Origin of the sequence: Lampropedia hyalina DSM 16112, assembly GCF_900129055.1 — a bacterium.
Taxonomy (GTDB): Bacteria; Pseudomonadota; Gammaproteobacteria; order Burkholderiales; family Burkholderiaceae_C; genus Lampropedia; species Lampropedia hyalina.
This window is the reverse complement of record NZ_FQUZ01000005.1, coordinates 103,121-129,844: the sequence shown is the minus strand read 5'-3', so window position 1 is coordinate 129,844 and position 26,724 is coordinate 103,121. Positions and strand designations below refer to the sequence as shown.

At 62.6% G+C, this 26,724-nt stretch carries 24 protein-coding genes; 9 read left to right on the top strand and 15 right to left on the bottom strand.

Annotated elements, in window-relative coordinates; translation table 11 throughout:
- Window positions 1-62: 62 nt before the first annotated feature.
- Window positions 63-2,111 (bottom strand): acetyl/propionyl/methylcrotonyl-CoA carboxylase subunit alpha, encoded by a 2,049-nt coding sequence (locus tag BUE21_RS03360; protein WP_073354662.1) that lies wholly within the window; start codon window positions 2,109-2,111, stop codon window positions 63-65.
- 93 nt (window positions 2,112-2,204) lie between these two features.
- A complete protein-coding gene (locus tag BUE21_RS03355; protein ID WP_073354699.1) occupies window positions 2,205-3,812 on the bottom strand; it encodes a carboxyl transferase domain-containing protein in 1,608 nt (535 codons plus the stop codon).
- A gap of 156 nt (window positions 3,813-3,968) precedes the next feature.
- On the opposite strand from BUE21_RS03355, the gene BUE21_RS03350 reads away from it, so the two are divergent.
- Window positions 3,969-5,057: an AraC family transcriptional regulator gene (locus BUE21_RS03350; protein ID WP_073354660.1), complete on the top strand. Its 1,089-nt coding sequence runs from the start codon at window positions 3,969-3,971 to the stop codon at window positions 5,055-5,057.
- 21 nt (window positions 5,058-5,078) lie between these two features.
- On the opposite strand, the gene BUE21_RS03345 is transcribed toward BUE21_RS03350, so the two are convergent.
- Window positions 5,079-5,660, bottom strand: coding sequence for a cytochrome b (locus BUE21_RS03345; RefSeq protein ID WP_073354658.1), 582 nt, complete (start codon window positions 5,658-5,660; stop codon window positions 5,079-5,081).
- A gap of 42 nt (window positions 5,661-5,702) precedes the next feature.
- Window positions 5,703-6,599: a 4-hydroxybenzoate octaprenyltransferase gene (gene ubiA, locus BUE21_RS03340; protein WP_073354656.1), complete on the bottom strand. Its 897-nt coding sequence runs from the start codon at window positions 6,597-6,599 to the stop codon at window positions 5,703-5,705.
- Between the two features lie 241 nt (window positions 6,600-6,840).
- Here ubiA and BUE21_RS03335 point away from each other — a divergent pair, with 241 nt between their 5' ends.
- From BUE21_RS03335 to rapZ, 3 genes are read left to right on the top strand one after another with little or no spacing between them, the layout of a single operon-like run.
- Window positions 6,841-7,737, top strand: a complete 897-nt coding sequence (locus BUE21_RS03335) for an NAD kinase (protein WP_073354654.1) — start codon at window positions 6,841-6,843, stop codon at window positions 7,735-7,737.
- Between the two features lies 1 nt (window position 7,738).
- Window positions 7,739-9,436: a DNA repair protein RecN gene (gene recN / locus BUE21_RS03330; protein ID WP_073354653.1), complete on the top strand. Its 1,698-nt coding sequence runs from the start codon at window positions 7,739-7,741 to the stop codon at window positions 9,434-9,436.
- Between the two features lie 3 nt (window positions 9,437-9,439).
- On the top strand, window positions 9,440-10,354 hold the full coding sequence (gene rapZ, locus BUE21_RS03325) for an RNase adapter RapZ (RefSeq protein WP_073354652.1): 915 nt from the start codon (window positions 9,440-9,442) through the stop codon (window positions 10,352-10,354).
- Here rapZ and BUE21_RS03320 read toward each other — a convergent pair.
- The 4 genes from BUE21_RS03320 to BUE21_RS03305 all read right to left on the bottom strand — a co-directional run bounded on the left by BUE21_RS03320 (window position 10,344) and on the right by BUE21_RS03305 (window position 13,375).
- A complete protein-coding gene (locus BUE21_RS03320) occupies window positions 10,344-11,150 on the bottom strand; it encodes an amino acid ABC transporter substrate-binding protein (RefSeq protein WP_073354650.1) in 807 nt (268 codons plus the stop codon). The two genes, rapZ and BUE21_RS03320, sit on opposite strands and share 11 nt — an antisense overlap.
- Before the next feature lie 149 nt (window positions 11,151-11,299).
- Window positions 11,300-12,037: a 23S rRNA (guanosine(2251)-2'-O)-methyltransferase RlmB gene (gene rlmB / locus BUE21_RS03315; protein WP_073354648.1), complete on the bottom strand. Its 738-nt coding sequence runs from the start codon at window positions 12,035-12,037 to the stop codon at window positions 11,300-11,302.
- 5 nt (window positions 12,038-12,042) lie between these two features.
- Window positions 12,043-12,477 (bottom strand): NUDIX domain-containing protein, encoded by a 435-nt coding sequence (locus BUE21_RS03310; protein ID WP_073354646.1) that lies wholly within the window; start codon window positions 12,475-12,477, stop codon window positions 12,043-12,045.
- 22 nt (window positions 12,478-12,499) lie between these two features.
- Complete coding sequence (locus tag BUE21_RS03305) at window positions 12,500-13,375, bottom strand: ATP-binding protein (protein WP_073354697.1); 876 nt, start codon at window positions 13,373-13,375, stop codon at window positions 12,500-12,502.
- 558 nt (window positions 13,376-13,933) lie between these two features.
- On the opposite strand from BUE21_RS03305, the gene BUE21_RS03300 reads away from it, so the two are divergent.
- Both BUE21_RS03300 and BUE21_RS14110 read left to right on the top strand, forming a co-directional pair.
- Window positions 13,934-14,908, top strand: coding sequence for a TerC family protein (locus BUE21_RS03300; RefSeq protein ID WP_073354694.1), 975 nt, complete (start codon window positions 13,934-13,936; stop codon window positions 14,906-14,908).
- 161 nt (window positions 14,909-15,069) lie between these two features.
- Complete coding sequence (locus tag BUE21_RS14110) at window positions 15,070-15,738, top strand: hypothetical protein (RefSeq protein WP_143164396.1); 669 nt, start codon at window positions 15,070-15,072, stop codon at window positions 15,736-15,738.
- A gap of 128 nt (window positions 15,739-15,866) precedes the next feature.
- Here the strand turns inward: BUE21_RS14110 and BUE21_RS03290 are convergent, their stop codons facing one another.
- From BUE21_RS03290 to msrA, 5 genes are all read right to left on the bottom strand, one after another.
- Window positions 15,867-16,115, bottom strand: coding sequence for a hypothetical protein (locus BUE21_RS03290; protein WP_073354642.1), 249 nt, complete (start codon window positions 16,113-16,115; stop codon window positions 15,867-15,869).
- Between the two features lie 88 nt (window positions 16,116-16,203).
- The gene (arsC, locus tag BUE21_RS03285; protein WP_073354692.1) at window positions 16,204-16,575 is read right to left on the bottom strand and encodes an arsenate reductase (glutaredoxin); all 372 of its coding nucleotides are present in this window, start codon (window positions 16,573-16,575) and stop codon (window positions 16,204-16,206) included.
- Window positions 16,576-16,634: 59 nt separating this feature from the next.
- The gene (locus BUE21_RS03280) at window positions 16,635-18,167 is read right to left on the bottom strand and encodes an MFS transporter (protein ID WP_073354641.1); all 1,533 of its coding nucleotides are present in this window, start codon (window positions 18,165-18,167) and stop codon (window positions 16,635-16,637) included.
- 144 nt (window positions 18,168-18,311) lie between these two features.
- Window positions 18,312-19,568, bottom strand: a complete 1,257-nt coding sequence (gene icd / locus BUE21_RS03275) for an NADP-dependent isocitrate dehydrogenase (RefSeq protein WP_073354638.1) — start codon at window positions 19,566-19,568, stop codon at window positions 18,312-18,314.
- A 181-nt stretch (window positions 19,569-19,749) separates the two neighbouring features.
- Window positions 19,750-20,286, bottom strand: a complete 537-nt coding sequence (gene msrA, locus BUE21_RS03270; protein WP_073354636.1) for a peptide-methionine (S)-S-oxide reductase MsrA — start codon at window positions 20,284-20,286, stop codon at window positions 19,750-19,752.
- A gap of 136 nt (window positions 20,287-20,422) precedes the next feature.
- On the opposite strand from msrA, the gene lspA reads away from it, so the two are divergent.
- From lspA to BUE21_RS03255, 3 genes are all read left to right on the top strand, one after another.
- A complete protein-coding gene (gene lspA / locus BUE21_RS03265) occupies window positions 20,423-20,941 on the top strand; it encodes a signal peptidase II (protein ID WP_073354634.1) in 519 nt (172 codons plus the stop codon).
- Between the two features lie 80 nt (window positions 20,942-21,021).
- Window positions 21,022-22,236, top strand: coding sequence for a M20 aminoacylase family protein (locus tag BUE21_RS03260; protein WP_073354632.1), 1,215 nt, complete (start codon window positions 21,022-21,024; stop codon window positions 22,234-22,236).
- Between the two features lie 34 nt (window positions 22,237-22,270).
- Window positions 22,271-23,554 (top strand): solute carrier family 23 protein, encoded by a 1,284-nt coding sequence (locus BUE21_RS03255; RefSeq protein WP_073354630.1) that lies wholly within the window; start codon window positions 22,271-22,273, stop codon window positions 23,552-23,554.
- Between the two features lie 26 nt (window positions 23,555-23,580).
- On the opposite strand, the gene thiC is transcribed toward BUE21_RS03255, so the two are convergent.
- A complete protein-coding gene (thiC, locus tag BUE21_RS03250) occupies window positions 23,581-25,515 on the bottom strand; it encodes a phosphomethylpyrimidine synthase ThiC (RefSeq protein WP_073354628.1) in 1,935 nt (644 codons plus the stop codon).
- Between the two features lie 276 nt (window positions 25,516-25,791).
- Window positions 25,792-26,577 (bottom strand): MetQ/NlpA family ABC transporter substrate-binding protein, encoded by a 786-nt coding sequence (locus BUE21_RS03245; protein ID WP_073354626.1) that lies wholly within the window; start codon window positions 26,575-26,577, stop codon window positions 25,792-25,794.
- Window positions 26,578-26,724 lie beyond the last annotated feature (147 nt).

Here is a 26,724-nt window from a genome sequence, read left to right as displayed (position 1 = left end):
CTGTTGTAGTCATGGGTGGCCTCGGGCGGGCCGGTTGCGGGGGGTGAGGGGGCTGTGCCCGTTCAGGGGGCAGTGGCTTCGAGCGGCTCCAGTTGCAGCAGCGGCGCGCCGTCTGTGACCTGATCGCCCGGCGCGAACAGCAGTTCGGCGACGATGCCCTCGCGCGGGGCGACGATGGTGTGTTCCATCTTCATGGCCTCCAGCACGGCCAGCGGTTGTCCCTGGCGCACACGTTCGCCGGGCTGCACGGCAAACGAGACGACCTTGCCGGGCATCGGGGCGGTGAGGCCGCCGCCTTCGCTCTGCTCATCGTGCTGTGCCAGCGGGTCGATGCGGGTGATGCGGTCGTGGCCTTCGGGTGCGAAGACTTCCACGGCATCGCCGTGCCAGTACACCTGACTGCGCAGTGTCAGGCCCAGGTATTCGACTTCGGTGGCATCCGTCTCGGGCACGGGGGCGTGGCGCAGGGGGCCTTCGCCCAGTGCGGCGGCACGGTGGTCGCCATGTGGGCGGATGCCCAGGTGCAGTGTGCCATCGTGGCGGTAACTCAGCACGGCATCCAGCCGCGTGCCGTCCTGCTCGAACTGGAAGAAGCGTTTGGCCTCGCCCCAGCCGCGCCAGCCGTCGCGCTGGCCGAAGGGGTCGCTGCCCGGTTGCGGGCCGCGCTGTTCCTTGTGGCGCAGGGTGTGGGCAATGGCGGCGGCGATGGTGTGCACCACGCTCCAGGATCGCTGGCCGAACAGGTGGGCGGCTTCGCGTGGAATCAGCGCGGTGTCCAGATTCGCATGGGCGAATGAATCGGTGGCAATGGCACGACGCAGGAACTGCACGTTGTTGGGCAGGCCGACAATGTGCAGTTGCGACAGGGCTTCGTCCAGCCGCGCCAGTGCCTGTTCGCGGGTGTCGCCATGCACGATGAGCTTGGCGATCATGGAGTCGTAGAACGGGCTGATGGCATCGCCTTCGCGCACGCCGTCATCCACCCGCACGGTGCCGACCGTGAAGCTGCTGGCGGCGGGCTTGCGGTATCCATGCAGCGTGCCGGTGGCGGGCAGGAACTGGTTGTCGGGGTTTTCGGCGTTGATGCGGGCCTCGATGGCGTGGCCGTGGATGCGCAGTTGCTCCTGCCGCAGCGGCAGTGGCTCGCCCGCTGCCACGCGCAGTTGCCATTCCACCAGATCGGTGCCGGTGATGGCTTCGGTGACGGGGTGTTCCACTTGCAGGCGCGTGTTCATTTCCATGAAGAAGAAATCCATGCGGCCATCGTCCTGTTGCTCGACGATGAATTCCACCGTGCCCGCGCCCACATAATTCACGGCCCTGGCGGCGGCCACGGCGGCTTCGCCCATGCGCTGGCGCAGCTCTGGGGTCATGCCGGGGGCGGGGGCTTCTTCCAGCACTTTCTGGTGGCGGCGTTGCACCGAACAGTCGCGCTCGAACAGGTGGATGCAGTTGCCGTGTGTGTCGCCAAAGACCTGGATTTCGATGTGGCGTGGCCGTTGCACATATTTCTCGACCAGCACGGCATCGTCACCGAAGCTGTTGCGGGCCTCGCGCTGGCACGATTGCAGCGCGGCATCGAATGCGGCGGCATCCTCGACGATGCGCATACCCTTGCCGCCGCCGCCCGCGCTGGCCTTGATGAGCACCGGGTAGCCGATGCGCTCGGCTTCGCGGCGCAGCAGGTAGGCATCCTGATCGTGGCCGTGGTAGCCCGGCACCAGCGGTACCCCGGCTTTTTCCATCAACTGTTTGGATTCGGCCTTCAGCCCCATGGCGGCAATGGCCGAAGGGGGCGGGCCGATGAAGACCAGTCCGGCATCGGCACAGGCCTGCGCGAACTCCTCGTTTTCGCTCAGGAATCCGTAGCCGGGGTGGATGGCCTGCGCACCGGTGGCCCGTGCCGCATCCAGGATGCGCTGCCATTGCAGATAGCTCTCCTGCGGCGTGTTGCCGCCCAGCGAGACGGCCTCGTCGGCCATTTGCACATGCTTGGCTCGGGCATCGGCATCGGAATGCACGGCCACGGTCTTGATGCCCAGACGGTGTGCGGTGGCGGCGACGCGGCAGGCGATTTCGCCACGGTTGGCAATGAGGATTTTGTGAAACATGGTGGCAATCCCGATGGGGCCGCAGCAGTGATGCTGGCGGCGGGGTGGCAAAAGGATGGAGTGCGGTGGAGCAGGGCTTGACCGAAGCGGTGCTCACATGCGGAACACGCCGAACTGCACGTCGGGAATCGGGGCGTTGCGCGTGGCCGACAGCCCCAGTGCCAGCACGCGGCGCGTGTCGGCGGGGTCGATCACGCCATCGTCCCACAGGCGTGCCGAGGCGTAATAAGGGTGGCCCTGGGCCTCGTACTGGTCGCGGATCGGGGCCTTGAAGGCTTCTTCCTCGTCGGCACTCCACTGGCCGCCCCGGCTTTCGATGCCATCGCGCCGCACGGTGGCCAGCACGCTGGCGGCCTGTTCGCCGCCCATCACCGAGATGCGGGCGTTGGGCCACATCCACAGAAAGCGCGGGCTGTAGGCACGCCCGCACATGCCGTAGTTGCCCGCGCCGAAACTGCCGCCGATGATGATGGTGAACTTGGGCACGTTGGCGGTGGCCACGGCCGTGACCATCTTCGCGCCGTGGCGGGCAATGCCTTCGTTCTCGTATTTGCGCCCCACCATGAAGCCGGTGATGTTTTGCAGGAACACCAGCGGAATTTTGCGCTGGCAGCACAGCTCGATGAAGTGCGCGCCTTTCTGCGCACTTTCGGAAAACAGAATGCCGTTGTTGGCAATGATGCCCACCAGCATCCCTTCGATGCGGGCAAAGCCCGTGACCAGCGTGGTGCCGAAGCGGGCCTTGAATTCGTCAAAATCGCTGTCATCGACGATGCGGGCGATGATCTCGCGCACGTCGAAGGGTTTGCGTGTATCGGTGGGGATGATGCCGTACAGTTCTTCGGCGGCATGGCGGGGCGGGCGCGCCGGTGCGTCCGCCGGGTCGGCGGGCTTGGCGCGGTGCAGGTTCTTCACCTTTTCGCGGGCCAGTGCCAGCGCGTGGGCATCGTTCTGCGCCAGATAGTCGGCCACGCCCGACAGGCGGGTGTGCACGTCACCGCCGCCCAGGTCTTCGCTGCTGACGACTTCGCCGGTGGCGGCCTTCACCAGCGGTGGGCCACCCAGGAAGATGGTGCCCTGGTTCTTGACGATGATGGTCTCATCGCTCATGGCAGGCACATACGCGCCACCGGCCGTGCAGCTTCCCATCACCACGGCAATCTGCGCAATGCCCTGCGCGCTCATGTTCGCCTGGTTGTAGAAGATGCGGCCAAAGTGGTCGCGGTCGGGGAACACCTCATCCTGATTGGGCAGGTTCGCCCCGCCCGAATCCACCAGATAGATGCAGGGCAGGCGGTTCTGCTGGGCGATTTCCTGGGCACGCAGGTGTTTCTTGACGGTCATCGGGTAGTAGGTGCCGCCTTTGACGGTGGCATCGTTGCACACCACCATGCAGTCCACGCCACTGACGCGGCCAATGCCCGCGATCACGCCCGCGCCGGGCGCGGCATTGTCGTACAGGTTCAGCGCGGCCAGTGGAGCAATTTCCAGAAACGGCGAGCCGGGATCCAGCAGGGCCTGCACGCGGTCGCGTGGCAGCAGCTTGCCGCGCGCCAGATGTTTTTCGCGGGCAGCGGCACCGCCGCCCTGTTCGATGGTGGCAAAGCGATCATGCAGATCGCCCACCAGCGCGTGCATGGCACTGGCGTTGGCCTGAAAGTCGGCAGAGCGGGGATTGAGCCTGCTGTGGAGGATGCTCATGAGGGGTGTCTCCTGTACGGTGGGGTCTGTGCCCGGCCCTTTGTGGTTCAAGGCTTTGATGTTAGGCCGACCGCGCAGGCGAAGTGGGTCAAAAAGGTTGCAATTCATGCCATTTCAGGCCATAGTCTCGCATGGTTTCTCTTCTGGAGTTTGGTCATGAATCATTTTGAGTCTGTCCGCAAGACCCCAAAAACCCTTTACAGGCCGGTACATGCCACGCCGGTGGAGTTTCTTCAGGCGGTGCTGGCAGCCTATGCAAAGTATGGTCGCAGTCCAGAGGCTGCGTTGCAGCAGGCACAAATCACGCCATCGTTGTGGCAGCAGGGTACTGGAGGGGAGGGAGTGGAGCGCATCACCGCGCTGCAAATGGAACGCCTGTCGGCGTATGCCATGCACGAGCTGGACGATGAGGCTCTGGGCTGGTTCAGCCAGCCCATGCGCTGGGGCAGCTATGGCATGCTGCTGCGGGCATCGCTGTCGTCGCCCACGCTGGGCGTGGCCTTGCAGCGGTGGTGCCGCCACCACGGCCTGCTGACCCAGGACGTGGTGTTGCAGTGGCAGCGCGACTCTGCGCAGGCGCGCATTGTCTTGCAGGAGAACCGGCCGCTGGGGGTGTTTCGCATCTTCTGCCTGGTGTCGATGCTGCGCAATCTGCATGGTGTGGCCTGCTGGCTGGTGGATTCGCCCATTCGCCTGTTGCGGCTGGAGCTGCCGTTTCCGGCTCCCGCCTATGCCGATGCACTCGCCCTGCTGTTTCCCGGCCCGATTGGCTACGATGCCCCGGTGGCCTGCCTGCACCTCGATGCCACTCACCTGGCGATGCCGCTGTGCCGCAACGAGACCGAACTCAACGACATGCTGCGCCGCGCGCTGTACGTCATGGTCAAGCCGTACCGGCGCGACCGTTCGCTGCTGCGCCGGGTGCGCCAGCGATTGCGGGCCAGTTTGAGCACGCCCTACGCCACGCCGCAGACCGCACAGACGCTGGCGCACGAGCTGCATCTGTCGGTGCGCAGTCTGCACCGGTTGCTCCAGGAAGAAGGCGTGACGCTGCAATCCATCAAGAACGAGGTGCGACGCGAACGCGCCACCGAACTGCTGGTGCGCACGCGCCACCCGGTCAAGCAGATTGCGGCCATGTCCGGCTTCGACAACGTCAAGAGCTTTGCGCGTGCCTTCCTGGGCTGGACGGGACAAACACCACAGCAGTACCGCCAGCAGCACCAGCCTTTGGATTCGGGCTGAATGCGGTTGGGAGGAGTCGATTTACTTCAGCCGAGGCCCTGCCATGCGGTGCAGCGTGTCATCCTTCCAGAGGAAATGGTGCACGATGACCATGCCGATGTGCCCGGCAATCAGGGCCAGCAATACCCAGCCCAGCACGCCATGCGCAGCATTGGCAGGGGCCATCATCCAATCGACCCGTTCGCTGGCATCGAACAAGGGCACCACGCCGAACAGGCTGAAAGGGCGGCCAGAGCCGATGAGCCGCAGCAGCGCGAGGGTGGGCACCAGCACCATCAGCCCGTACAGGCCCACATGCCCGAGCATGGCGGCCCAGCCCAGCAGCGTGGCCTCGTGCGCTGGCCTGCGCTTCAGGTTCAGCAAGGCCCACAGGCCGCGCAGCAAGACCAGTACCAGCAGCACGATGCCCACGCTGTTGTGCGTGCCGACCATGAAGGATTCGCGTGGGTTCAAGTCCAGCGTGACCTTGAGCACCATGCCGGTGAATTGCCAGCCCATCAGCAGGGCCATGCCCCAGTGCAGCATCCGGCTGATGCGTCCGTAGCGGCGCGGGCTGTCGAACCAGGGGTTGGCAGGGGCACTGGGCGGGGCAGGAGTGGACATGGCAGCAGAGTGGGGTGGAGATTGAGCGAGGTGAACAGCTTCTTAGGCAGGTGCGAGCCACAGGCCCAGCACAATGCCCAGAAACAGCGTAAAGCCCAGCCAGTGGTTGAGGCGGAACGCCCGGAAGCAGTCGGTGCGTTCGCGCAGGCGAATCAACCGCCAGTGCCAGAAGACCTGGGTGGCCGCAACCGCCAGTGCCAGCCATTGTGGCCAGCCCAGCGCGTAGGGCTGCACGGCCCACAGCCACAGCAGCAGCGAGACGATGTAGCAGGCCATCACGCCCGCCACGTCCCAGCGTCCCAGCGTGATGGCGGAGGTTTTCATGCCGAGCTTCAGATCGTCGTCCCGATCCACCATCGCGTATTCGGTGTCGTAGGCAATCGTCCACAGCAGGTTGCTGGCCAGCAGCAGCCATACCACGGCGGGAACCTGCTCCTGCACGGCAGTGAAGGCCATCGGGATGCCCACGCTGAAGGCCACGCCCAGCACGGCCTGGGGCATGGCAAAAAAGCGTTTGGCATACGGGTAGAACACCGTGATGGCCACGGCGAAGAACGACCAGTACACGGTCAGGCGGTTGGTGGTGAGCACCAGCCCAAAGGCCAGCAGCGTCAGGGCCAGCCCCACGCCAGTGGCTTCCTTCACGCTGATGCGACCGCTGGTGACGGGGCGCGCCACCGTGCGCTTGACATGCCGATCGAATTCGCGGTCGGCAATGTCGTTGATGCAGCAGCCCGCGCTGCGCGTGAGAATCGTGCCCAGGGTAAAGACCAGCAGCAGATGCCAGCCCGGAAAACCTTCGGCGGCCAGCCACAGGGCCGAGAGGGTGGGCCACAGCAGCAGCAGCCAGCCAGCCGGACGGTTCCAGCGGATCAGGTCCAGATAGGCTTTGGTCTTGGTGGCGATCAGGGTGGAAAGGGGCAGTGGATGCGTTGTCATGGAACAGGCCCGCAGTGGAGCAGAAACCGGAAAACGGCAGGGTCACCATCATACCGGCTTGTCGTATCCACATTGTGTCGTGCTCCAGTATCCGCATGGCCGTGGGGCCACCGTTCTGGATTGGGGGCGTTGCCGTTCGCGCCGCCAGAGGGAGCCGCTATACTGGCTGGGGAGCCTTTGGGAAGGTCTGCCAAACCCGTCGCGCCACCCCCACGTTGCTGCCTGCCTGAACAGAAATCCTATGCCTTCCAAGTTTCGCCGCATTGCCCTGATTGGCAAATACCAGACCATTCCTTCGGTGGAAATCAGCAACATCTCGCGTGCCGTGGTCGAAGATGTGGCCCTGTTCCTCGCCCGCCAGGGCTGCGAGGTGGTGCTGGACACCGACACCAGCGAAAATCTGGGGCTGGATCACTGGCCCGTGCTCACCCCCGACGAAATCGGCCAGCAGTGCGACCTCTGCATCGCCATTGGTGGCGACGGCACCATGCTGGGCATTGCACGCCAGTTGGCGCGTTATGGCACGCCGCTGATCGGCATCAACCAGGGCCGGGTGGGCTTTGTCACCGATCTGCCGCTGGAAGGGTTCCAGGAGCAGCTCGCCCCCATGCTGCACGGCACTTACGATGAAGATTTGCGCCCGCTCATTCATGCCCGCGTCATCCGCGCGGGCGAGTGCATCTACGAGGCCCATGCCGTCAATGATGTGGTGCTCAGCCGGGGCGGGCTGTCGGGCATGCTGGAAATCCGCATGGAAGTGTCGGGGCAGTTCGTCTCCAACCAGCGCGCCGATGGCCTCATCATTGCCTCGCCCACCGGCTCCACGGCCTACACGCTTTCGGTGGGCGGGCCTATCGTGCATCCGGCCACGGGTGGCTGGGTCGTCGCGCCGATTGCCCCGCACAAGCTTTCCAACCGCCCGCTGGTACTGCCGGATTCCAGCGATATTGCCGTCGAAGTGCTGGGCGGGCGCGACATGAGTGCCAGCTTCGACATGCTGTCTTTCTCCAGCATTCTGCTGGGCGACCGTCTGCTGGTGGGCCGCTCGACCTACAGTGCCCGTTTCCTGCACCCCAAGGGCTGGAACTATTACGCCATGCTGCGCAACAAGTTGGGCTGGAACGAGGGGGGGAGCTGACATGGCCTTGCGCCGCATGGTGTTGCGCCACTTCGTGGTCGTGCAGTCGCTGGACCTTGACCTGCACACCGGCTTTACCGTGCTCAGTGGCGAGACCGGCGCGGGCAAGTCCATCCTCATCGATGCCCTGCAACTGGTGCTGGGTGCACGTGCCGATGCCCTGTGGGTGCGTCAGGGGGAGGAACGCGCCGAAGTCGCTGCCGAGTTCGACATTCCACCGGATTTGCTCGACTGGCTGACGGAACACGGCTTCGATCACACCGCTACCGATGGCCTTGTGCTGCGCCGCACCGTGGATACGCAGGGGCGCAGCCGAAGCTGGATCAACGGCTCGGTGGCCACGGCCACGCAACTGCGCACCGTGGGCGAACATTTGGTGGACATTCATGGCCAGCACGCCTGGCAAAGCCTGACCCGTGCCAGTGCCGTGCGCGCCCTGCTCGATGGCTATGCCGGCAGCAACCCCCAGCCCGTGCAGCAGGCCTGGCAGGTCTGGCGCAGGGCGCAGGAGGCCCTGCAACATGCCCGCCAGAACGAAGCGCAATTGCAGCAACGCCGCGAGATGTTGCAGTGGCAACTGGGCGAACTGGCCAAGCTGGCTCCCCGGCCCGGTGAGTGGGAAGAACTCAACGCCGACCACACCCGCCTGTCGCATGCGCAGACCTTGCAGGACACGGCCCGACAGGCCTGGGCGGCACTGGAAGACGAAGGGGCAGCCAGCACCGGCATCCACCGCGCCCTGCAACTGCTCCAGACCCAGGCATCGCTGGAGCCGCGTTTTGCCGAATGGGGCGAAATTCTGCAAGCCGCTGCCAATCAGGTGGCCGATGTGGCCCACAGCCTCAGCAGCTATGGCGATGCCGCCGAACCAGACACCGACACCTTGCAGGCTCTGGATGAACGGGTGGGACAATGGCTCTCCCAGGCGCGCCGCTACCGCGTGCCGCCCGATAGACTGCCTGCGCTGGTGCAGCAATGGCAGGACGAACTCACGGCACTGGAACACCAGGCCGATCTGGAACAGTTGCAGGCCGCGCAGACACAGGCACAGCAGCACTACCAGACGCTGGCGCAGGCACTCTCACACCAGCGTGCCCAGGCGGCTCCCCGGCTCTCCGGGGCCATCAGTGCCGCCATGCAGGCACTGGGAATGCCCGGCGGGCGTTTTGTCGTGCATCTGGACGCACTGGCAGAGCCTGCCGCGCACGGTCTGGATGGCATTGAGTTTCAGGTGGCAGGCCATGCAGGAGCCAGCCCACGGCCCATTGGCAAGGTTGCTTCGGGCGGGGAGCTCTCCCGCATCAGCCTGGCGATTGCCGTCACCACCAGCCAGTTGGGGGCTACTCCTACGCTGATTTTCGATGAAGTCGATTCCGGCGTGGGCGGTGCAGTGGCCGAGACCGTCGGACGGCTCATGCGCCAGCTCGGTGGCGACCGGCAGGTGCTGGCCGTCACCCACCTGCCCCAGGTGGCGGCCTGTGCGCACCACCACCTGCTGGTGCGCAAACAGCCAACCGGACAGAGCGTCAGCAGTACCGTGCAGCCGGTTCAGGAGGCCCAGCGCGTGGAAGAAATCGCGCGGATGCTGGGGGGCGAAACCATCACGGCCACCACCCGCGCCCACGCACGGGAAATGCTCGACGGGGCTGCTGCAAGCCCTGTGGTCGCCCGTTCCAGGGCAAAGTCCAGAAAGAATTGACACATGTTGGAGTTGGTCATCATCACCGGGATGTCCGGGTCAGGCAAATCCGTGGCATTGCACGCGCTGGAAGATGCAGGCTATTTCTGCATCGACAACCTGCCGCCCGAATTGCTGCTGCCCAGCCTGGAGCTGGACCGCAATCTGCAAAGCCAGAAGATTGCCATTGCGATTGACGTGCGCACGGCCTCCTCGCTGCCACTGGTGCCCCGCATCGTGCAGGAAATCCGCCAGCAGCAGGATGTGCGCTTGCAGGTCATTTTTCTGGATGCCTCCACCGAGGCTCTGGTGCGACGATTCTCCGAAACCCGCCGCCGCCACCCGCTCTCCAGCGGCTCGGATGCCCATGGAGACGATGCGCTCACCCAGATCATTGGCAAGGAGCGCGAGTTGCTGGCGCAACTGCGCGATGTCTCGCTGGTCATCGACACCAGCCACAGTCGTGCCGCGCAGCTCCAGGCTAACCTCAAGCAGTTTCTGGAGATTCCGCCGGGGCACCTGACGCTGCTGTTCCAGTCATTTGCCTTCAAGCGCGGCATTCCGCGCGATGCTGACTATGTGTTCGACGTGCGCATGTTGCCCAACCCCTACTACCAGCCCGAATTGCGCCCACTGACCGGACGGGACAAACCCGTGGCCGAGTTTCTGGCCGCAGAGCCTGCGGCACAGGCCATGGAGCAGGACATTGCCCAGTTTCTGCACAAGTGGTTGCCGCAACATGCCCAGAACCACCGCAGCTATGTCAGTGTGGCGATTGGCTGCACCGGCGGGCAGCACCGCTCGGTGTTCCTGGTGGAGCAATTGGCAACGGCGTTTCAGCGCGAGCCGCAATGGACCACGCTGAAACGCCACCGTGAGATTGCCAGCCACCTCGTGGAAGATGCCACGGATGCCGGCTCCCGACCGGTCACTTGGTGACGTTGGCCCCGAACCATTGTGTGGAGATGCGGGCGGCCGTGCCATCCTGCTTCATGCTGGCCAGGGTCTCGTCGAGTTGCTTGAGCAGCTCGGTGTCTTCCAGGCGCGTGCCGACACCGTATTCCTCGGTGCCGAAGTGTTCGTCGAGCACGCGGAATTCGCTGGAACGCTTGGCCACATAGTAGCGGCCCACCACTTCATCGACCACTACGGCATCCAGGCGGCCAGTGCCCAGGTCCATCAGGGCGGTGATGTTGTCGCCAAAGGTCTTCAGTTCCTTGAAGCTGCGGGCCACTTCGGCTTCTTTCTCGATGGCTCCCACGGCACTGCTGCCTTCCTGTGCCCCTACGGTCTTGCTGCGCAGGTCTGCCTTGGTCTGAATGGGCGAGGCAATGGTGACGATGATGATCTGGTGGTTTTCCATGTAGGGCGCGGTGAAGGCAATGTTCTTCTTGCGCTCTTCGGTGATGGTCAGACCGTTCCAGAGCACATCGACGCGCTTGCCGTTGAGTTCGGCCTCCTTGGCATTCCAGTCGATGGGCTTGAACTCGGCATTGATGTTCAGGCGTTTGGCCGCTTCGCGTGCCATGTCGATGTCAAAGCCGACCAGTTCGTTCTGCTCGTTGCGAAAGCCCATGGGCGGGAAGTTGTCGTCCAGCCCCACCACGATTTTCGTGATGGCGGCCGGTGTGGCAGGTGCCGGTGCGGCTGCCGATGGAGCGGCGGGTTCATTCTTGCCACAGGCCATCAGCAAGGCGGTGGCGGACAGCATGAGGAGCAGGGTGCGTTTTTTCATGATGGAGGGTGCTGCGGGGGCACAGAGGCCCCGTGGTTGAAAAAAGACACGGTTGTGTCAGGGACGAAGCGCGGCCTGTATTTTCCCCCGATTTGGCCAAGATGCAACGTGTTGAGCAACGACACGAAGGCAACACCGGCCTGTTGGTTTCAACCTTGCCGCTGGCGCAGGGCCTCGTACAGGCAGACGGCACTGGCGACCGAGACGTTGAGGCTTTCCACTGCACCCTGCATCGGAATGCCGACCAGTTCGTCGCAGGTCTTGCGGGTGAGCTGGCGCATGCCTACTCCCTCTGCACCCAGTACCAGGGCGATCGGGCCGCGCAGGTCGGTCTGGTAGATGGTCTTGTCGGCATCGTCGCTGGTGCCGATGATCCAGATGTTGCGCTCTTTCAGCTCGTTGAGGGTGCGCGCCAGATTCGTGACCATGAAGTAGGGCACGGTTTCGGCCGCGCCGCTGGCCACCTTGGCCACGGTGGCATTGATGCCGGCGGCATGGTCCTTGGGCGCGATGATGGCATGCGCGCCCGCGCCGTCGGCCACGCGCAGGCAGGCTCCCAGATTGTGCGGGTCGGTCACGCCGTCGAGCACCAGCAGCAGGGCGTTGGCGGGCAGTTGGTCGAGCAGGTCATCGAGGCTGTGGGCCGAGGGCAGGGCGGCGACGCGCGCGGCCACGCCCTGGTGGCCGTGGCTGCCGGCCATCTTGGCGATGCGCAGGGAGTCGGCCTCGATGAGGCGGACATTGGCCTCGCGCGCACGGGTCAGGAACTGCTTCATGCGGGCATCGCGCCGCGAGGCATCGAACAGCACTTCCTGAACGGATTCGGGGGCGGTCTTGAGCCGCACGGTGATGGCATGGAAGCCAAAGAGAACTTTGTGAGCGGTCATGGCGGTCAGATTTGGGGTGTGCTGTGTTGCAGTGCATCCAGCACCGGAAATGCGCCGGGCAGAATCGGCTCGACGGTGGGAGGCAGGCTTTGCCAGGCGATTTGCTGGCCTTCCTGTGGCTGGGGATTGCCCTGCCAGAGGCGCACCTTGCACCAGTGCAGGCGCACCTGGGCGTGGGGATAGTCGTGTTCGGTGGTGCGCCAGATTTCAACGTGCTGGTGGTCGATCTGGATGCCCAGTTCTTCGTGCATTTCGCGTTGCAGGGCCTGTGCCACGCTTTCCCCGGCCTCCAGCTTGCCGCCCGGAAACTCCCAGTAGCCCGCATAGGGCTTGCCGTGCGGGCGGGAGCCGAGCAGGAATTCGCGGTCGTCGTCGCGCAGCAGGATGGCAACGGCGACTTCGACCCGGGGCGGGGTGGATGGGGTGAGTGTGGCGTTCATGAGTAGGGAGTGTGTGTAGGGTTCAGGCTTGGCCCTGACGACCCAGGTAGTCGCGGGCAAACTGGTAGGCCACCCGGCCACTGCGCGAGCCGCGCTCCAGTGCCCAGACCAGGGCTTCGGGGCGGGCCTGGGCCAGTTGGGCTTCGGGCAGGCCGAAATGGCGCAGCCATTGCATGGCAATCGCCAGGTATTCGTTCTGGCTGAACGGGTAGAAGCTGATCCACAGGCCAAAGCGTTCGGACAGCGACACTTTTTCCTCGATGGCTTCGCCGGGATGAATTTCGCCGCTGGCCGTATGCTTGACGGACTGGTTGTCGGCCATGTATTCGGGCAGCAGGTGGCGGCGGTTGCTGGTGGCATAGACCAGCACATTGGGCGTGGCACTGGCAATCGAGCCATCCAGAATGGATTTGAGGGCCTTGTAGCCTTTTTCGCCTTCATCGAAGCTGAGGTCGTCGCTGTAGATGATGAAGTGCAGCGGAGAATCGGCCACGGTCTCCACGATGTCCGGCAAGTCCACCAGATCGTCCTTGTCCACCTCGATGAGGCGCAGTCCCTGGGGGGCAAAGTGGTGCAGGCAGGCCTTGATGAGCGAGGATTTGCCCGTGCCGCGCGCGCCGGTCAGCAGCACGTTGTTGGCGGGCCGCCCCTGCACGAACTGGCGCGTGTTGGCGACGATGCGCTCTTTTTGCGTATCCACTTCGCGCAGGGCATCCAGAGCCAGCGGGGCGACGTGGCGCACTGCTTCCAGCCGGGCGCGGCCATTGACGGTCTTGCGATACCGCCAGGCCACGGCCTCGTCCCAGTCGGGCGCGGTCAGCGGGGTGGGCAACAGGGCATCGAGCCGGTCGAGCAGCCGGTCGGCCTTGGCCAGCAGGTGGGTGAATGTTTCGTTCATGGAGCGGATGCCGGGCATGCCGGGGCGCGGGTCGGGGAATCGGTTCAGGGGGTGAAATGGTACAGCATTAGGGAAGGTCTGCAAAACCCTTGCGGTAAGCCCGCGCCCGCCAGTGGGATGCAGCGCAAGGCGGCTTTTGCGGTCAATAGCGGGGCTATTGACCGCAAAAGCCAACGCGGCGATGCGCCCAGTGGCGGGATGCGGGCGGCGCAACGGGTTTTGCAGACCTTCCTTAGGGTGGTGCAACCGGGCAGGGCGCGCAGGCACTGCCGGGCGAATTGTGGTTTAATACGTCGCCTTCGGGAAGTTTGACCACATACATAGGTTCGACTTCCCGAAAGTCCCCGAAAGGGAGTATCCCGCAATTGCTGCATCCGTCATCACGGAGTGTACATCCGGCCTGAATGGGGCGGTGGCCGCTTCCGGGTGCAGTACCGCCAGTGTGGCTGTGCCAGCGTTGTGCTGTGCGGCTGCGGACGGGGGAGAGACTTTCGTGCCCGCAAACCTCCATTTCATTGCCATCGGCCTGGGCTGATGGCATACAACAAGGTACACAGCATGGATCTCGCACTTCCTCTCTGGTTTGAAGTCGGCTCGCTCGTCATTCTGACGCTGATTCTCGTCGCCGACCTGCTCATCATCATCAAACGCCCGCACATTCCTTCGATGAAGGAGGCCACTGGCTGGGTGACGTTCTATATCGGTCTGGCACTGGTGTTTGCCGCGCTGATGTTCGTGTTCGCCGGGGGCGAGTCCGCGGGCCAGTTCGTGGCCGGGTGGCTGACCGAATATTCGCTTTCCATCGACAATCTGTTCGTGTTTGTGCTGCTGATGTCGCAGTTCAAGGTGCCCAAGAAGTACCAGCAGGAGGTGCTGATGGTGGGCATCATCCTGGCACTGGTGCTGCGCGGCATCTTCATTCTGCTGGGTGCGCAACTGATCCAGAACTTCAGCTGGATTTTCTATATCTTCGGTGCCTTCCTGGTCTATACCGCCTACAAGCAGGCGTTTGCCGGTGGCGATGAAGACGAGAATCACGAGCCTGCCATCGTGCGGCTGGTGCGCAAGCGCATGGAAATTGCCCCGCACTTCGATGGCGCAAAAATCCGCACGGTGTTTGAAGGACGCAAGGTCTGGACACCGATGATTATTGTGTTCATCGCCATTGGCTTTACCGACCTGATCTTTGCGATTGACTCGATTCCGGCGATCTTCGGCATCACGCAAAGCCCGTTCATCGTGTTCACGGCCAATATTTTCGCGCTGATGGGTCTGCGCCAGTTGTACTTCTTGCTGGGGGGGCTGCTGGACAAACTGGCCTATCTGCACCTGGGCATTGCCTTCATTCTGGCCTTCATCGGGGCGAAGCTGTTCTTCCATGCCATGCACGTCAATGAAGTGCCGTTCATCAATGGTGGCCAACCCGTGCTGTGGGCACCTGAGATTTCCACCTGGACTTCGCTGGCGGTGATCGTCGGTGCCATGACGGTGGCGACCGTGGCCAGCCTGGTGTTCCGCAAGCAGGATGCCTGATGATGGGGCTGCCCCTGTTTTGGCGGCGGCTTTCTCTGGTAAAGCCCATGTAAACCTGCCGCCCCTTGCTTGTCGCGCTGGAACCTTTGTAATCCAAAGGAACCGAATTTCCTGCCACGATGGAATAGTCAATGACCATACAGAATCAGGAGGTGGGTTTCATGGAATATATCGCAAGTGTGGTTTCACAGGGAGTGCAGCGGGCCACTGCCCAGGCACGTCGCGCGCTTCTTCATGGCCGGGGTTTCAGAAGCATGGCCATGCTGCTGGGTCTGGGCTGTGCCATGGCATTGCCCGCAGCCGCATCGGGCGTGGGTTGGTCGATTAGCGTCGGATCGGGTGGCTTTCATGCACAGCCCCGCGCCTCGGTGAACGTGCACAGCCGCCTGCCCTACTACCGGCACCATCAGACTGTGGTGCAGCATGGGGCTGTGGGGGTGGCAACTCCCGGAGTGGTTTATGTCAGGCCGCCTGTGGTGCATTATTCGCCCGTCACGGTCTGGCCACACACCCGGCCTGTCCATGTGGTGCCACCCATGGTCGCGCCGGTCGTCGTGGCACCGTATCCACCGCCACCTCCCCGTTTTGTGCCACCGGCTGTACGCCATCAGCCACCACCACGGGTGGTACATCACCGAGGGCCGCCGCCCCCACCGCCACCGCACCGCGTGGTGGTGCCACGGCATCATGCGGCAGTGCCTGCGCCGGTGCATCCGCAGCGACCGCACTGGCAGGCGGCACCTGCACCACGCCCCGGCGTTTCCTATGGCCCGCCACCGGATCGCCATTGGCAGCGACAGCGTTTCGATGCCCCCTATCCCCACCGGTAAAAGCAAAAGCGGGGGTGCCAGGTAGCACGCCCGCTTTGGGTGGTGGCTCACGTCTTCAGAGCGTGTTTGCGTTCTCAGAATGCGTGGGCCGGATTCATGCCGTGCTGGCCTGAACGGCCCGCCTGCATTCAGTTCTGCTCGTCGTCTTCTTCTTCCTCTTCGTCATCGTCGCTGGAGCCGTATTCGACCAGAGGCTGATCCAGCAATTCCTCGACGAGGCTGGCACGGAAAATCGCCAGACGGCGGGCAGCATCCTGTACGCCTTCTTCGTCGCTTTCGGTGATGTCGGCCACCAGCAGTTCCGGGCTGGTGGAGAGGATGACTTCAATGTAGTTGTCGGCCAGGATGGCGGCAGATTGGTACTTCTCGTCGGACATGGTGCGCTCCAGTGGTTGGTGGAACGACCATGCTATGGGCTTTGTGTGACAAATCATCGGGCAGCCGTTGGGGTGGCCACTGGCTCTGTCAAATAATCTCCTGCAAGACTTCCGGCGGGCGCGCCAGCCGTGTGCCTTTGGGTGTGACCACCAGTGGGCGGTTGATGAGTATCGGGTGTTGCGACATGGCATCCAGCAACTGTTCATCGGTGGTGTCGCTGGAGTCCAGTCTCAGTTCCGTGAAGAGGGCTTCCTTGCTGCGCACCACTTCTCTCACGCTCAGGCCGCTGTCGTGGATGAGCCGTTGCAGGGTGGCACGGTCGGGCGGCGTGGCAAGGTAGTCCACGATGGTGATCGCGTAGTCATGCTCCTGTAGCAACTGAAGGGCCTGACGGGAGGTTGCGCAACGGCCATTGTGGTAGATGGTGGCATGGCCGGGAGTGATGGGGGTGTGGCTCATGGTGATGCTCGCATGCAAAAGTCATGGAATGGATGACAGATTCTGGCGCAAAACAAGAGTCATGCGTGCCCATCCCTGCGCCTCAACCCTACCACCAGCGCGGCCAACAACAGCAGGCCCCCGATGCTGCCCGCCACCACGACAAAGGCGTGTGCGAATGCGGCATGTGCCGCCGTGACCAGGGCATTGGCCGTGGCAGGGGGCAGGGAAGCTGCGACCAGCAGGGCTTCGTCCAGGCTGTCGAACACCACGGGGCTGAAGTTCTGTGCCTCTGGCAGGTACAGTGCGGCAGCATAGCTGGCGGTCATCAGGCTGCCCATCAGGGCCACACCCAGCGAGCCGCCCAACTCGTAGGAGACTTCTTCGATGGAGGCCGCCATGCCCGCCTTGTGCGGCGGTGCCGTGAACATGATGGCACTGGATGCACCCGTAATGGCCGTGCCCGCCCCCAGGCCAAAGACGGCCAGACCGATCAGCAGGGGCCAGGAGGCGGCTTCATAGTGCCACACAGCCGCCAGAAGCCCCAGCCCTGCCATTGTCATTCCCGCTACCAGAATCGTCTTGGAGCCTGCACGGGGCAGCCACAACCCGGCCACCGGCCCAGCCAGAAAAGCCGCCACCGGCATTGGCAGCATGTAGTAGGCGGCGGTCAGTGGCGACAGCCCCAGCACCAGTTGCAGCCATTGGCTGAATACCAGTTGGAAGCCCACCAAGGCCAGAGCCACGGTCACGGCTGCCAGCACGCCAGAAGAAAAATCGCGCTGGCGAAACAGACTGAAATCAATCAACGGGTTGTGAATGTGCACTTGCCGCCATGCGAATGCCGCCAGAAAGGCCACGCCCAGCAAAGCGGTGCCCAGCACTTCCAGCCACGCAGGCTGGTTCTGTGCCGCCGCCTTGATGGCATAGGTGCTTCCCAACAGGCCGAGCAGCACCAGCACCGAGCCGATGCGATCCCAGTCGCGCTGGGCGTTACCGGCATCGTTGGCAATGAACCAGGCCACCAGCGGCAGGGCGAGCACCACCACCGGCACATTGATGAGAAACACCGCGCCCCACCAGAAATATTCCAGCAGAAAACCCCCGACCACCGGCCCCAGAGCGGCTCCGCCCGAAGCGACGGCAGCCCATACGCCAATCGCAAAGCCGCGCTCTTTTTGATCCGGGAAACTGTGGCGAATGATGGCCAGCGTTGCAGGCATCATCAAGGCTGCCCCCACGGCCAGCATGGCGCGGGCGGCAATCAACGAAGTGGCTGTGGGCGAATAGGCGGCCCACAGCGATGCCACGCCAAACACCACGAGTCCGCGCATGAAGACGCGCCGGTGGCCATAGCGGTCTCCCAATGCACCGGCTCCAGGCAACAGCCCGGCCACCACCAGCGGGTACATGTTCACGATCCAGAGTTTTTCCTTGGCCGATGCCGACAGCGCGTGGGTCAAGGTCGGCAGTGCGGTGTAGAGCACGGTCACATCCACCACGATCATCGACAGGGCCACGGACACCAGGGCCAGCACCAGCCAGCGGTGGACAGGGCCTTGGAGCGGTGTTTCGGATGGGGTGGGGGGAGTGGACGAGGGGTAAGTCTTCATAAGTTTGGGAATTGGAACAGATTCCGCACTGTTCTGCCGTGCACCAAAATGAAAACGCCTGCATGGCACAAGACCATGCAGGCGTTTGACACAAACGACACCTCCGTCTTGCACAAGCAAGCGGACTGTCTCTGTGGGGGATGATTACATGTTTTCGATCAGCACGTCACCGAAGCCCGAGCAGCTCACCTGGGTTGCACCTTCCATCAGGCGGGCGAAGTCATAGGTGACTTTCTTGCTCTGGATGGCCTTGCCCACTGCGCTGATGATGGTGTCGGCCGCTTCCGTCCAGCCGAGGTGGCGCAGCATCATTTCTGCGGACAGAATTTCAGAACCGGGGTTCACATAATCCTTGCCGGCGTACTTGGGGGCCGTGCCGTGGGTGGCCTCGAACATGGCGACGGTGTCGGACAGGTTCGCACCGGGGGCAATGCCGATACCGCCAACCTGTGCGGCCAGCGCGTCGGAGACATAGTCACCGTTCAGGTTCAGTGTGGCAATGACGCTGTATTCGGCAGGGCGCAGCAGGATCTGTTGCAGGAACGCATCGGCGATGCTGTCCTTGATGATGATGTCCTTGCCGGTCTTGGGGTTCTTGACGTTGAGCCAGGGGCCGCCGTCGATTTCCACACCGCCGAATTCATTCTGCGCCAGGGCATAACCCCAGTCACGGAAGCCGCCTTCGGTGAACTTCATGATGTTGCCCTTGTGAACCAGGGTCACGCTGGGCTTGTCATTGTCGATGGCGTACTGAATGGCCTTGCGCACCAGACGCTCGGTGCCTTCGCGCGAGACAGGCTTGACACCAATGCCGGAAGTCTCAGGGAAGCGAATCTTGGTGACGCCCAGTTCTTTTTGCAGGAACTCGATCAGCTTCTTGGCCTTGTCGGACTCGGCTTCGAATTCGATGCCTGCATAGATGTCTTCGGAGTTTTCGCGGAAGATCACCATATTGGTTTTTTGCGGTTCCTTCACGGGGGAAGGCACACCGTCAAAGTACTGAATGGGGCGCAGACAGACGTACAGATCCAGTTGCTGGCGCAGGGCCACGTTCAACGAACGGATGCCGCCACCGACGGGTGTGGTCAGCGGGCCTTTGATGGACACCACATAGTCACGCACGGCATCCAGGGTTTCTTCGGGCAGCCAGACATCGGGGCCGTAGACGTTGGTGGATTTCTCACCGGCATAGACTTCCATCCAGTGAATCTTGCGCTTGCCACCATAGGTCTTCTCGACAGCGGCATCCACCACTTTAATCATCACTGGAGTGATGTCCTGGCCAGTGCCGTCGCCTTCGATGAACGGGATGATGGGATGGTCTGGCACATTCAGGCTGTTGTCGGCATTGACGGTGATTTTCTGGCCTGCTGCGGGAACCTTGATGTGCTGGTAGGTCATTTTATGGAGTCTCCTTGGGCTGTGCTGCACCGTGCCCAGTGCAAGCGGCAATCAATGTGCAGGTCATGCCCTGCACGAACAAAATCCTGCACATTCTACTGACAAATCCTGTTTCCTCACCCCAGTATTGACCCTGTCTGAAACTATTTCCCGCAATGCGGCAAGTGCAGGCGCATGGACTTTATTTCAGCCAGTCTGGTAGGTGTAACGCCAGTTTTTCCAGCTTGGGAGCGATCACCACGGCGCAGTATGGCTGGTGCGGATGCTGGGCAAAATAGTTCTGGTGGTAGTCTTCTGCGGGCCAGTATTGGTGCAGAGCCTGCACTTCGGTCACGATGGGGTATGGAAAAACGCCGCTGGCCTGCAATTCTTCCACCAATGCCGTGGCGATGGCCTGCTGCTGCGCACTGTGCGTGTAGATGCCACTGCGGTACTGGGTTCCCACATCCGCACCCTGGCGGTTCAGGCTGGTGGGGTCGTGGGTGGCAAAGAATATCTTCAGCACGGTGGGCAGGTCGATGATGTCGGGATCGAACTGCACGCGCACCACTTCGGCATAGCCGGTCTCGCCGCTGCACACGGCCTCATAGTCTGGCCGGGCGGGCTGATGGCCGTTGGCATAGCCGCATTCCACATGGCCGATGCCGCGCACCCGCTGAAACACGGCTTCGGTGCACCAGAAGCAGCCGCCACCCAAGGTAATCACTGATTCGTTCATGGTTTTCCTTTTGCGAAAGGGCATGATGCCATGGTTCGTGGCCTTGGCCCTTGCCGTTTCACGACATTGCCTTTGGGCGGCAGGGGCTTGTGCTATTGTCACCGGTTCGTTTTTGCCATTCCCACGCACACTTCTCATGCCATCTTCTTCTGTTCTTCCTTCCGGCGATGCCGTCCCCGCAGCCCGTCCCTTTGCCCGCTGGCTGGGGCTGGCCTTGCTTCTCGTGGTGCTTGACCAGTGGAGCAAGTGGTGGATTCTGCAAAACTACCAGTGGGGCGATTCCACCACCATCACCAGTTTCTTCAACATCGTGCGGGCGCACAATACCGGCGCGGCTTTTTCGTTCCTGGCTGGGCACAGTGGCTGGCAACGCTGGTTCTTTATCGGCATCGGTTTTGTGGCATCGGCTTTCATCATCTGGCAGTTGCGCAGTCATGGGGAGCAGAAGCTGGCATCCTTCGGGCTGGCCTGCATTCTGGGGGGAGCCATCGGCAATGTGGTTGATCGCTTTGTGCATGGCTATGTGGTGGATTTTCTGGACTTTCACTGGGCGGGCTACCACTTTCCTTCCTTCAATCTGGCCGATTCGGCCATCACCGTGGGCGTGATTGCCATTCTGCTGGCGGAGGTTCTGCGCTGGCGGCGCGGCGAGTGATTCGCTCCAGGCTCCTGTGTCAAATGCCCCGATAATGGGGCATTTCCGATTGACCGTTGCCTTGCAGGAAAACCCGCGCCATGAAACTCATCGACTCCATCGTCCATCAGTCTGCCGAGATGGCGGCATTGCGCCGTGACATCCATGCCCACCCTGAGCTGGCCTATGAGGAATTCCGCACCGCCGATCTGGTGGCGCAAAAACTCACCGAATGGGGCATTGGGCTGCACCGGGGGCTGGGCGGTACCGGTGTGGTGGGCATCGTGCCGGGACGCGACGGTGGTGCATCGGGGCGGGCCATTGGCCTGCGTGCCGATATGGATGCGCTGCCCATGCAGGAATTCAACACCTTTGACCACGCCAGCCAGCACCCCGGCAAGATGCACGCCTGCGGCCACGATGGCCACACCACCATGCTGCTGGCTGCGGCCCGGCATCTGGCACAGCACCGTGACTTTGACGGTACGGTGTACCTGATTTTCCAGCCTGCCGAGGAGGGTGGCGGTGGTGCGCGGCGCATGATCGAGGATGGCCTGTTCGAGCGGTTCCCGATGGATGCGGTGTTCGGCATGCACAACTGGCCCGGCATGGCAGCCGGAACCATGGCGGCTGGAGCCGGGCCGGTGATGGCATCCACCAACGAGTTTCGCATCACGGTGCAGGGCAAGGGGGGCCATGCTGCCATGCCGCACATGGTGATCGACCCCGTGCCGGTGGCCTGCCAGATCGTGCTGGCCTTGCAGACCATTGTCAGCCGCAATGTCAAGCCGATTGATTCCGCCGTCGTCTCTGTGACCATGATGCACGGTGGCGAAGCCAGCAACGTCGTGCCCGATGCACTGGAGCTGCGCGGCACGGTGCGCTGTTTCCGTGTCGAGGTGCTCGATCTGGTGCAGCAGCGCATGGAGCAGATCGTGCACGGCATTTGCCAGGCCGCAGGAGCCACGGTGCAATTCCACTTCCAGCGCAACTATCCGGCCACGGTGAACACCACTGCCGAAGCCGCGCTGGCGCGTGCCGTCATGGCCGACATCGTCGGAGCCGAGCACGCACTTTTGCAGGAGCCATCGCTGGCTGCCGAGGATTTCGCCTACATGCTGCAAGCCAAGCCGGGGGCGTATGTGTTCATTGCCAATGGCGATGGCGAACACCGCGAGGCAGGCCACGGGCTGGGGCCGTGCAATCTGCACAACCCCAGCTACGATTTCAACGATAACCTGATTCCGCTGGGGGCGACCTACTGGGTGCGGCTGGTGCAACGCTGGTTCGCGCAGGCTGGAACGGAAACTGCTTGATCCACTGGATTCACTGAGAAAGAAACCATCCGCCATGTTCCACTGGACTCCCCAATCCCTGCAAACCCTGTCCGACGGTGGCACGATTGCCCCCGACGAACGGCTGCCCTGGCCCCATACCTGCACGATGGGCATCCAGCACGTCATTGCCATGTTTGGCTCCACGGTGCTGGCTCCACTGCTCATGGGCTTCGACCCGAACGTGGCGGTGTTGATGAGCGGCGTGGGCACGCTGCTGTTCTTTGTGGTGACGGGTGGCAAAGTGCCCAGCTATCTGGGGTCGAGCTTTGCCTTCATTGCAGTGGTGCTGGCGGTGACGGGGCACCAGGGTGGCGGTGTGAACCCGAATATCGCGCTGGCCCTGGGGGGCATCGTGGCCTGTGGGCTGCTCTATACCCTGATCGGGCTGGTGGTGCATGCCGTGGGCACACGCTGGATCGAACGCCTGATACCGCCGGTGGTCACCGGCTCCATCGTCGCGGTGATCGGCCTGAATCTGGCGCAGGTTCCCATCAAGAACATGGCCAGCAACCATTTTGAAAGCTGGATGCAGGCCCTGACCTTTCTTTGTGTCGCGCTGGTGGCCGTGTTCACGCGCGGCATGGTGCAGCGGCTGCTGATTCTGGTGGGGCTGATTGTTGCCAGCCTGCTGTACATGCTGTTCACCAATGTTCTGGGCTGGGGCAAGCCGGTGGACTTCACTGCCGTGTCACAGGCGGCGTGGTGGGGCATGCCCAGCTTTACTGCGCCGCGCTTCGACATGCAGGCGGCCTGGTTGATTGCGCCCGTCGCCATCATTCTGGTGGCTGAAAACCTGGGGCACATCAAGGCCGTCACTGCCATGACCGGGCGCAATATCGACCGCTACATGGGCCGTGCCTTCGTGGGCGACGGTCTGGCCACCATGCTCAGCGGTGGCGTGGGTGGGCCGGGTGTCACCACCTATGCCGAGAACATCGGGGTCATGGCGGCCACCCGCATCTACTCCACGGCCGTGTTTCTGGTGGCTGCGGTGGTGGCCGTGCTGCTGGGTTTCTCGCCCAAGTTCGGGGCCGTCATCCAGACCATTCCGCTACCGGTGATGGGCGGGGTCTCCATTGTGGTGTTTGGCCTGATTGCCGTGGCGGGCGCGAAAATCTGGGTGGACAACCAGGTGGATTTCTCCAAAAGCAAGAACCTGCTGGTGGCTGCCATCACGCTGATTCTGGGCACGGGTGACTTCACCCTGCACTTTGGCGGCTTTGCCATGTCCGGCATCGGCACAGCCACATTCGGAGCCATCATCCTCTACGCACTGCTCAACCGCCGCAGCGGTTGAGTTCCATTAGGGGGGCGAGGATCGGATCAGGCGGTGTGGTAGAGCTTCGCGCCTTTCTTCACAAACTCCACCGCTTTTTCCTGCATGCCCTGCTGCAACGCGCTTTGGGTGTTCAGGCCATGCTTTTGGGCGTATTCGCGCACGTCCTGCGTGATCTTCATGCTGCAAAAATGGGGGCCGCACATGGAGCAGAAATGCGCGACCTTCATGGAATCCTTGGGCAGAGTCTCGTCGTGGAATGCGCGGGCCGTGTCCGGGTCCAGCCCGATGTTGAACTGGTCTTCCCAGCGGAACTCGAAGCGTGCCTTCGACATGGCATGGTCGCGGATGGCCGCACCGGGAAAGCCCTTGGCCAGGTCGGCTGCGTGCGCGGCGATCTTGTAGGTGATGATGCCGGTTTTCACATCGTCCTTGTTCGGCAGCCCCAGATGCTCCTTGGGCGTGACGTAGCACAGCATGGCCGTGCCGTACCAGCCGATCTGCGCTGCGCCAATGCCGCTGGTAATGTGGTCGTAGCCGGGGGCAATGTCGGTGGTCAGCGGGCCTAGCGTGTAGAACGGGGCCTCATGGCAGTGCTCCAACTGCAAGTCCATGTTCTCTTTAATCATCTGCATGGGCACATGGCCGGGGCCTTCGATCATGACCTGTACATCATGCTTCCAGGCCACTTGCGTGAGTTCTCCCAGCGTCTTCAGCTCGGCAAACTGCGCTTCGTCATTGGCATCCCAGATGGAACCGGGGCGCAGGCCGTCGCCCAGTGAGAAGGCCACGTCGTAAGCGGCCATGATCTCGCAGATGTCTTCAAAGTGCTCGTAGATGAAGCTCTCGCGGTGGTGCGCCAGACACCACTTGGCGATGATGGAGCCGCCACGCGAGACGATGCCCGTCATGCGATCGGCCGTCAGCGGCACATAGGGCAGGCGCACGCCTGCGTGGATGGTGAAGTAGTCCACGCCTTGTTCGGCCTGCTCGATCAGCGTGTCGCGGAAGATTTCCCAGGTCAATTCTTCGGCCTTGCCATGCACTTTTTCCAGAGCCTGGTACAGCGGCACGGTGCCAATCGGCACGGGCGAATTGCGCACGATCCATTCGCGCGTTTCGTGGATGTGCCTGCCGGTGGACAGGTCCATCACCGTGTCGCCACCCCAACGAATCGCCCAGGTCATCTTCTCGACTTCTTCGTTGATGCCCGAGCTGACCGCAGAATTGCCGATGTTGGCATTGACCTTGGTGAGGAAGTTGCGGCCAATGGCCATCGGCTCGCTTTCCGGGTGGTTGATGTTGGCCGGAATGATGGCACGGCCCCGCGCCACTTCGTTGCGCACGAATTCGGGCGTGATGATCGCAGGAATGGCCGCGCCAAACGACTGGCCGGGATGCTGGCGTGTCATGCGCTCGGCCATCTTCGCGCCTTGCGGGCCGTTGCTTTTCAGGGATTCGATGTATTGTGCGCGGCGCAGGTTTTCGCGGATGGCGACGAATTCCATCTCCGGCGTGACGATGCCGCGCCTCGCATAGTGCATCTGCGTGACGTTGTGGCCTGCCTTCGCACGACGTGGCGGGCGTTGCAGGCCAAAGCGCATGGCAGCCAGCGCGGGGTTTTGCAGCCGCTCCTGCCCATGGAGGCTGCTGGGGCCTGGGAGCATTTCGGTGTCGCCGCGCTCGGCAATCCAGGCCGTACGCAATGCGGGCAGACCGTGGCGAATGTCGATGGTGGCATCTGGGTCGGTGTAGGGGCCGCTGGTGTCGTACACCGTGATGGGCGGATTCGTTTCGCCGCCGAATGACGTGGGTGTGGCATTCAGCGTGATTTCCCGAAACGGCACGCGGATGTCCGGGCGTGAGCCGGTTTCGTATATCTTGCGGGAGGCGGGCAGCGGCGCGATGGCGGCACTGTCCACGGTAGCCGAAGCGGCTTCAAAAGCCGTACGCGAGGAAGGAGATGGGGAAGGTTGGTTCATGAAAGCTCCAAAGTGAAAGGGTTTGGAGCCGATACGGGGACCAATACCAACGACCGCGCCGGGCGCATTCGTCCCGTGCGTGCTGGTACGCGCTCCCAGCGTCGGCATTATCCGGACTGGTGCAAAGGGACTCTCTCAACCTGCACCGTGGGTGCGAAACCCACAGGCAAGTACCCCTGCGTGAGCACGAAGTATAAGGCAGAGCGCGGGCGCAAAAAATCCGATGGAGCACTGCAACGGTGTTCCATCGGATGGCGGTTGGGTGCTGGTCTGTTTTCAGAATACCGGGAACACTGCCCCCTTGTACCTGGTGAGGATGAACTGGCGCACTTCCTCGGTGCGCAGCGCCTGCACCAGTTTCTGGATGCGTGGGTCGTTCACCTGGTCGGAGCGGGTGGCAATGAAGTTCACATACACCGAGTCTGCCCCTTCGATCAGGATGGCATCGCGCGTGGGGCTGAGGTTGGCTTCCAGCGCATAGTTGGTGTTGATGAGGGCCAGGTCCACATCATCGAGCACGCGCGGCAGCATGGCCGCTTCCAGTTCGCGGAACTGGAGCTTGCGCGGGTTGTCGGCAATTTCTCCGGCTGTGGCACTGATATTGGTGGGATCTTTCAGGCGGATGACCCCGAAGTGTTGCAGCAGCAGCAATGCGCGGCCTGAATTGGTCGGGTCGTTCGGAATGGCGACGATCGCACCAGGGCGCAATTCCTCGATGGATTTCACTTTCTTGGAATAGGCACCGAATGGCTCCACATGAATGCCTCCTTGCGGCACGGCCACAATGCTGGTCTTGCGGTCGGCATTGAAGCTGGTCAGGTAGGGCAGGTGCTGGAAGTAATTGGCATCGATCTGCTTTTCTTCCACAGCGGTATTGGGCAGCACATAGTCAGTGAACTCGCGCACCTCCAGGTCGATGCCTTGTTTCTTCAGGGCCGGTACCACGAATTCCAGAATCTCCGCGTGTGGCACGGGAGTGGCGGCAATGCTGAGTTTCTCCTGGGCATGGGCACTCAGCGTCAGGGTGGCCAGAGCCAGTGCGGGAAGCAGTTTGCGAATCATGGCAATCCTTTGGTGCGGAATGAAAACCTGTTGATTCTAGGGATGGCGCATATAGCGTCAAACAATTATTTGTTATTTGTCCATACGATATGGTGTATATGCCACGCTCAAATGGTTTTTGTTGCATGGCTTGCTGGTATGTTTCTT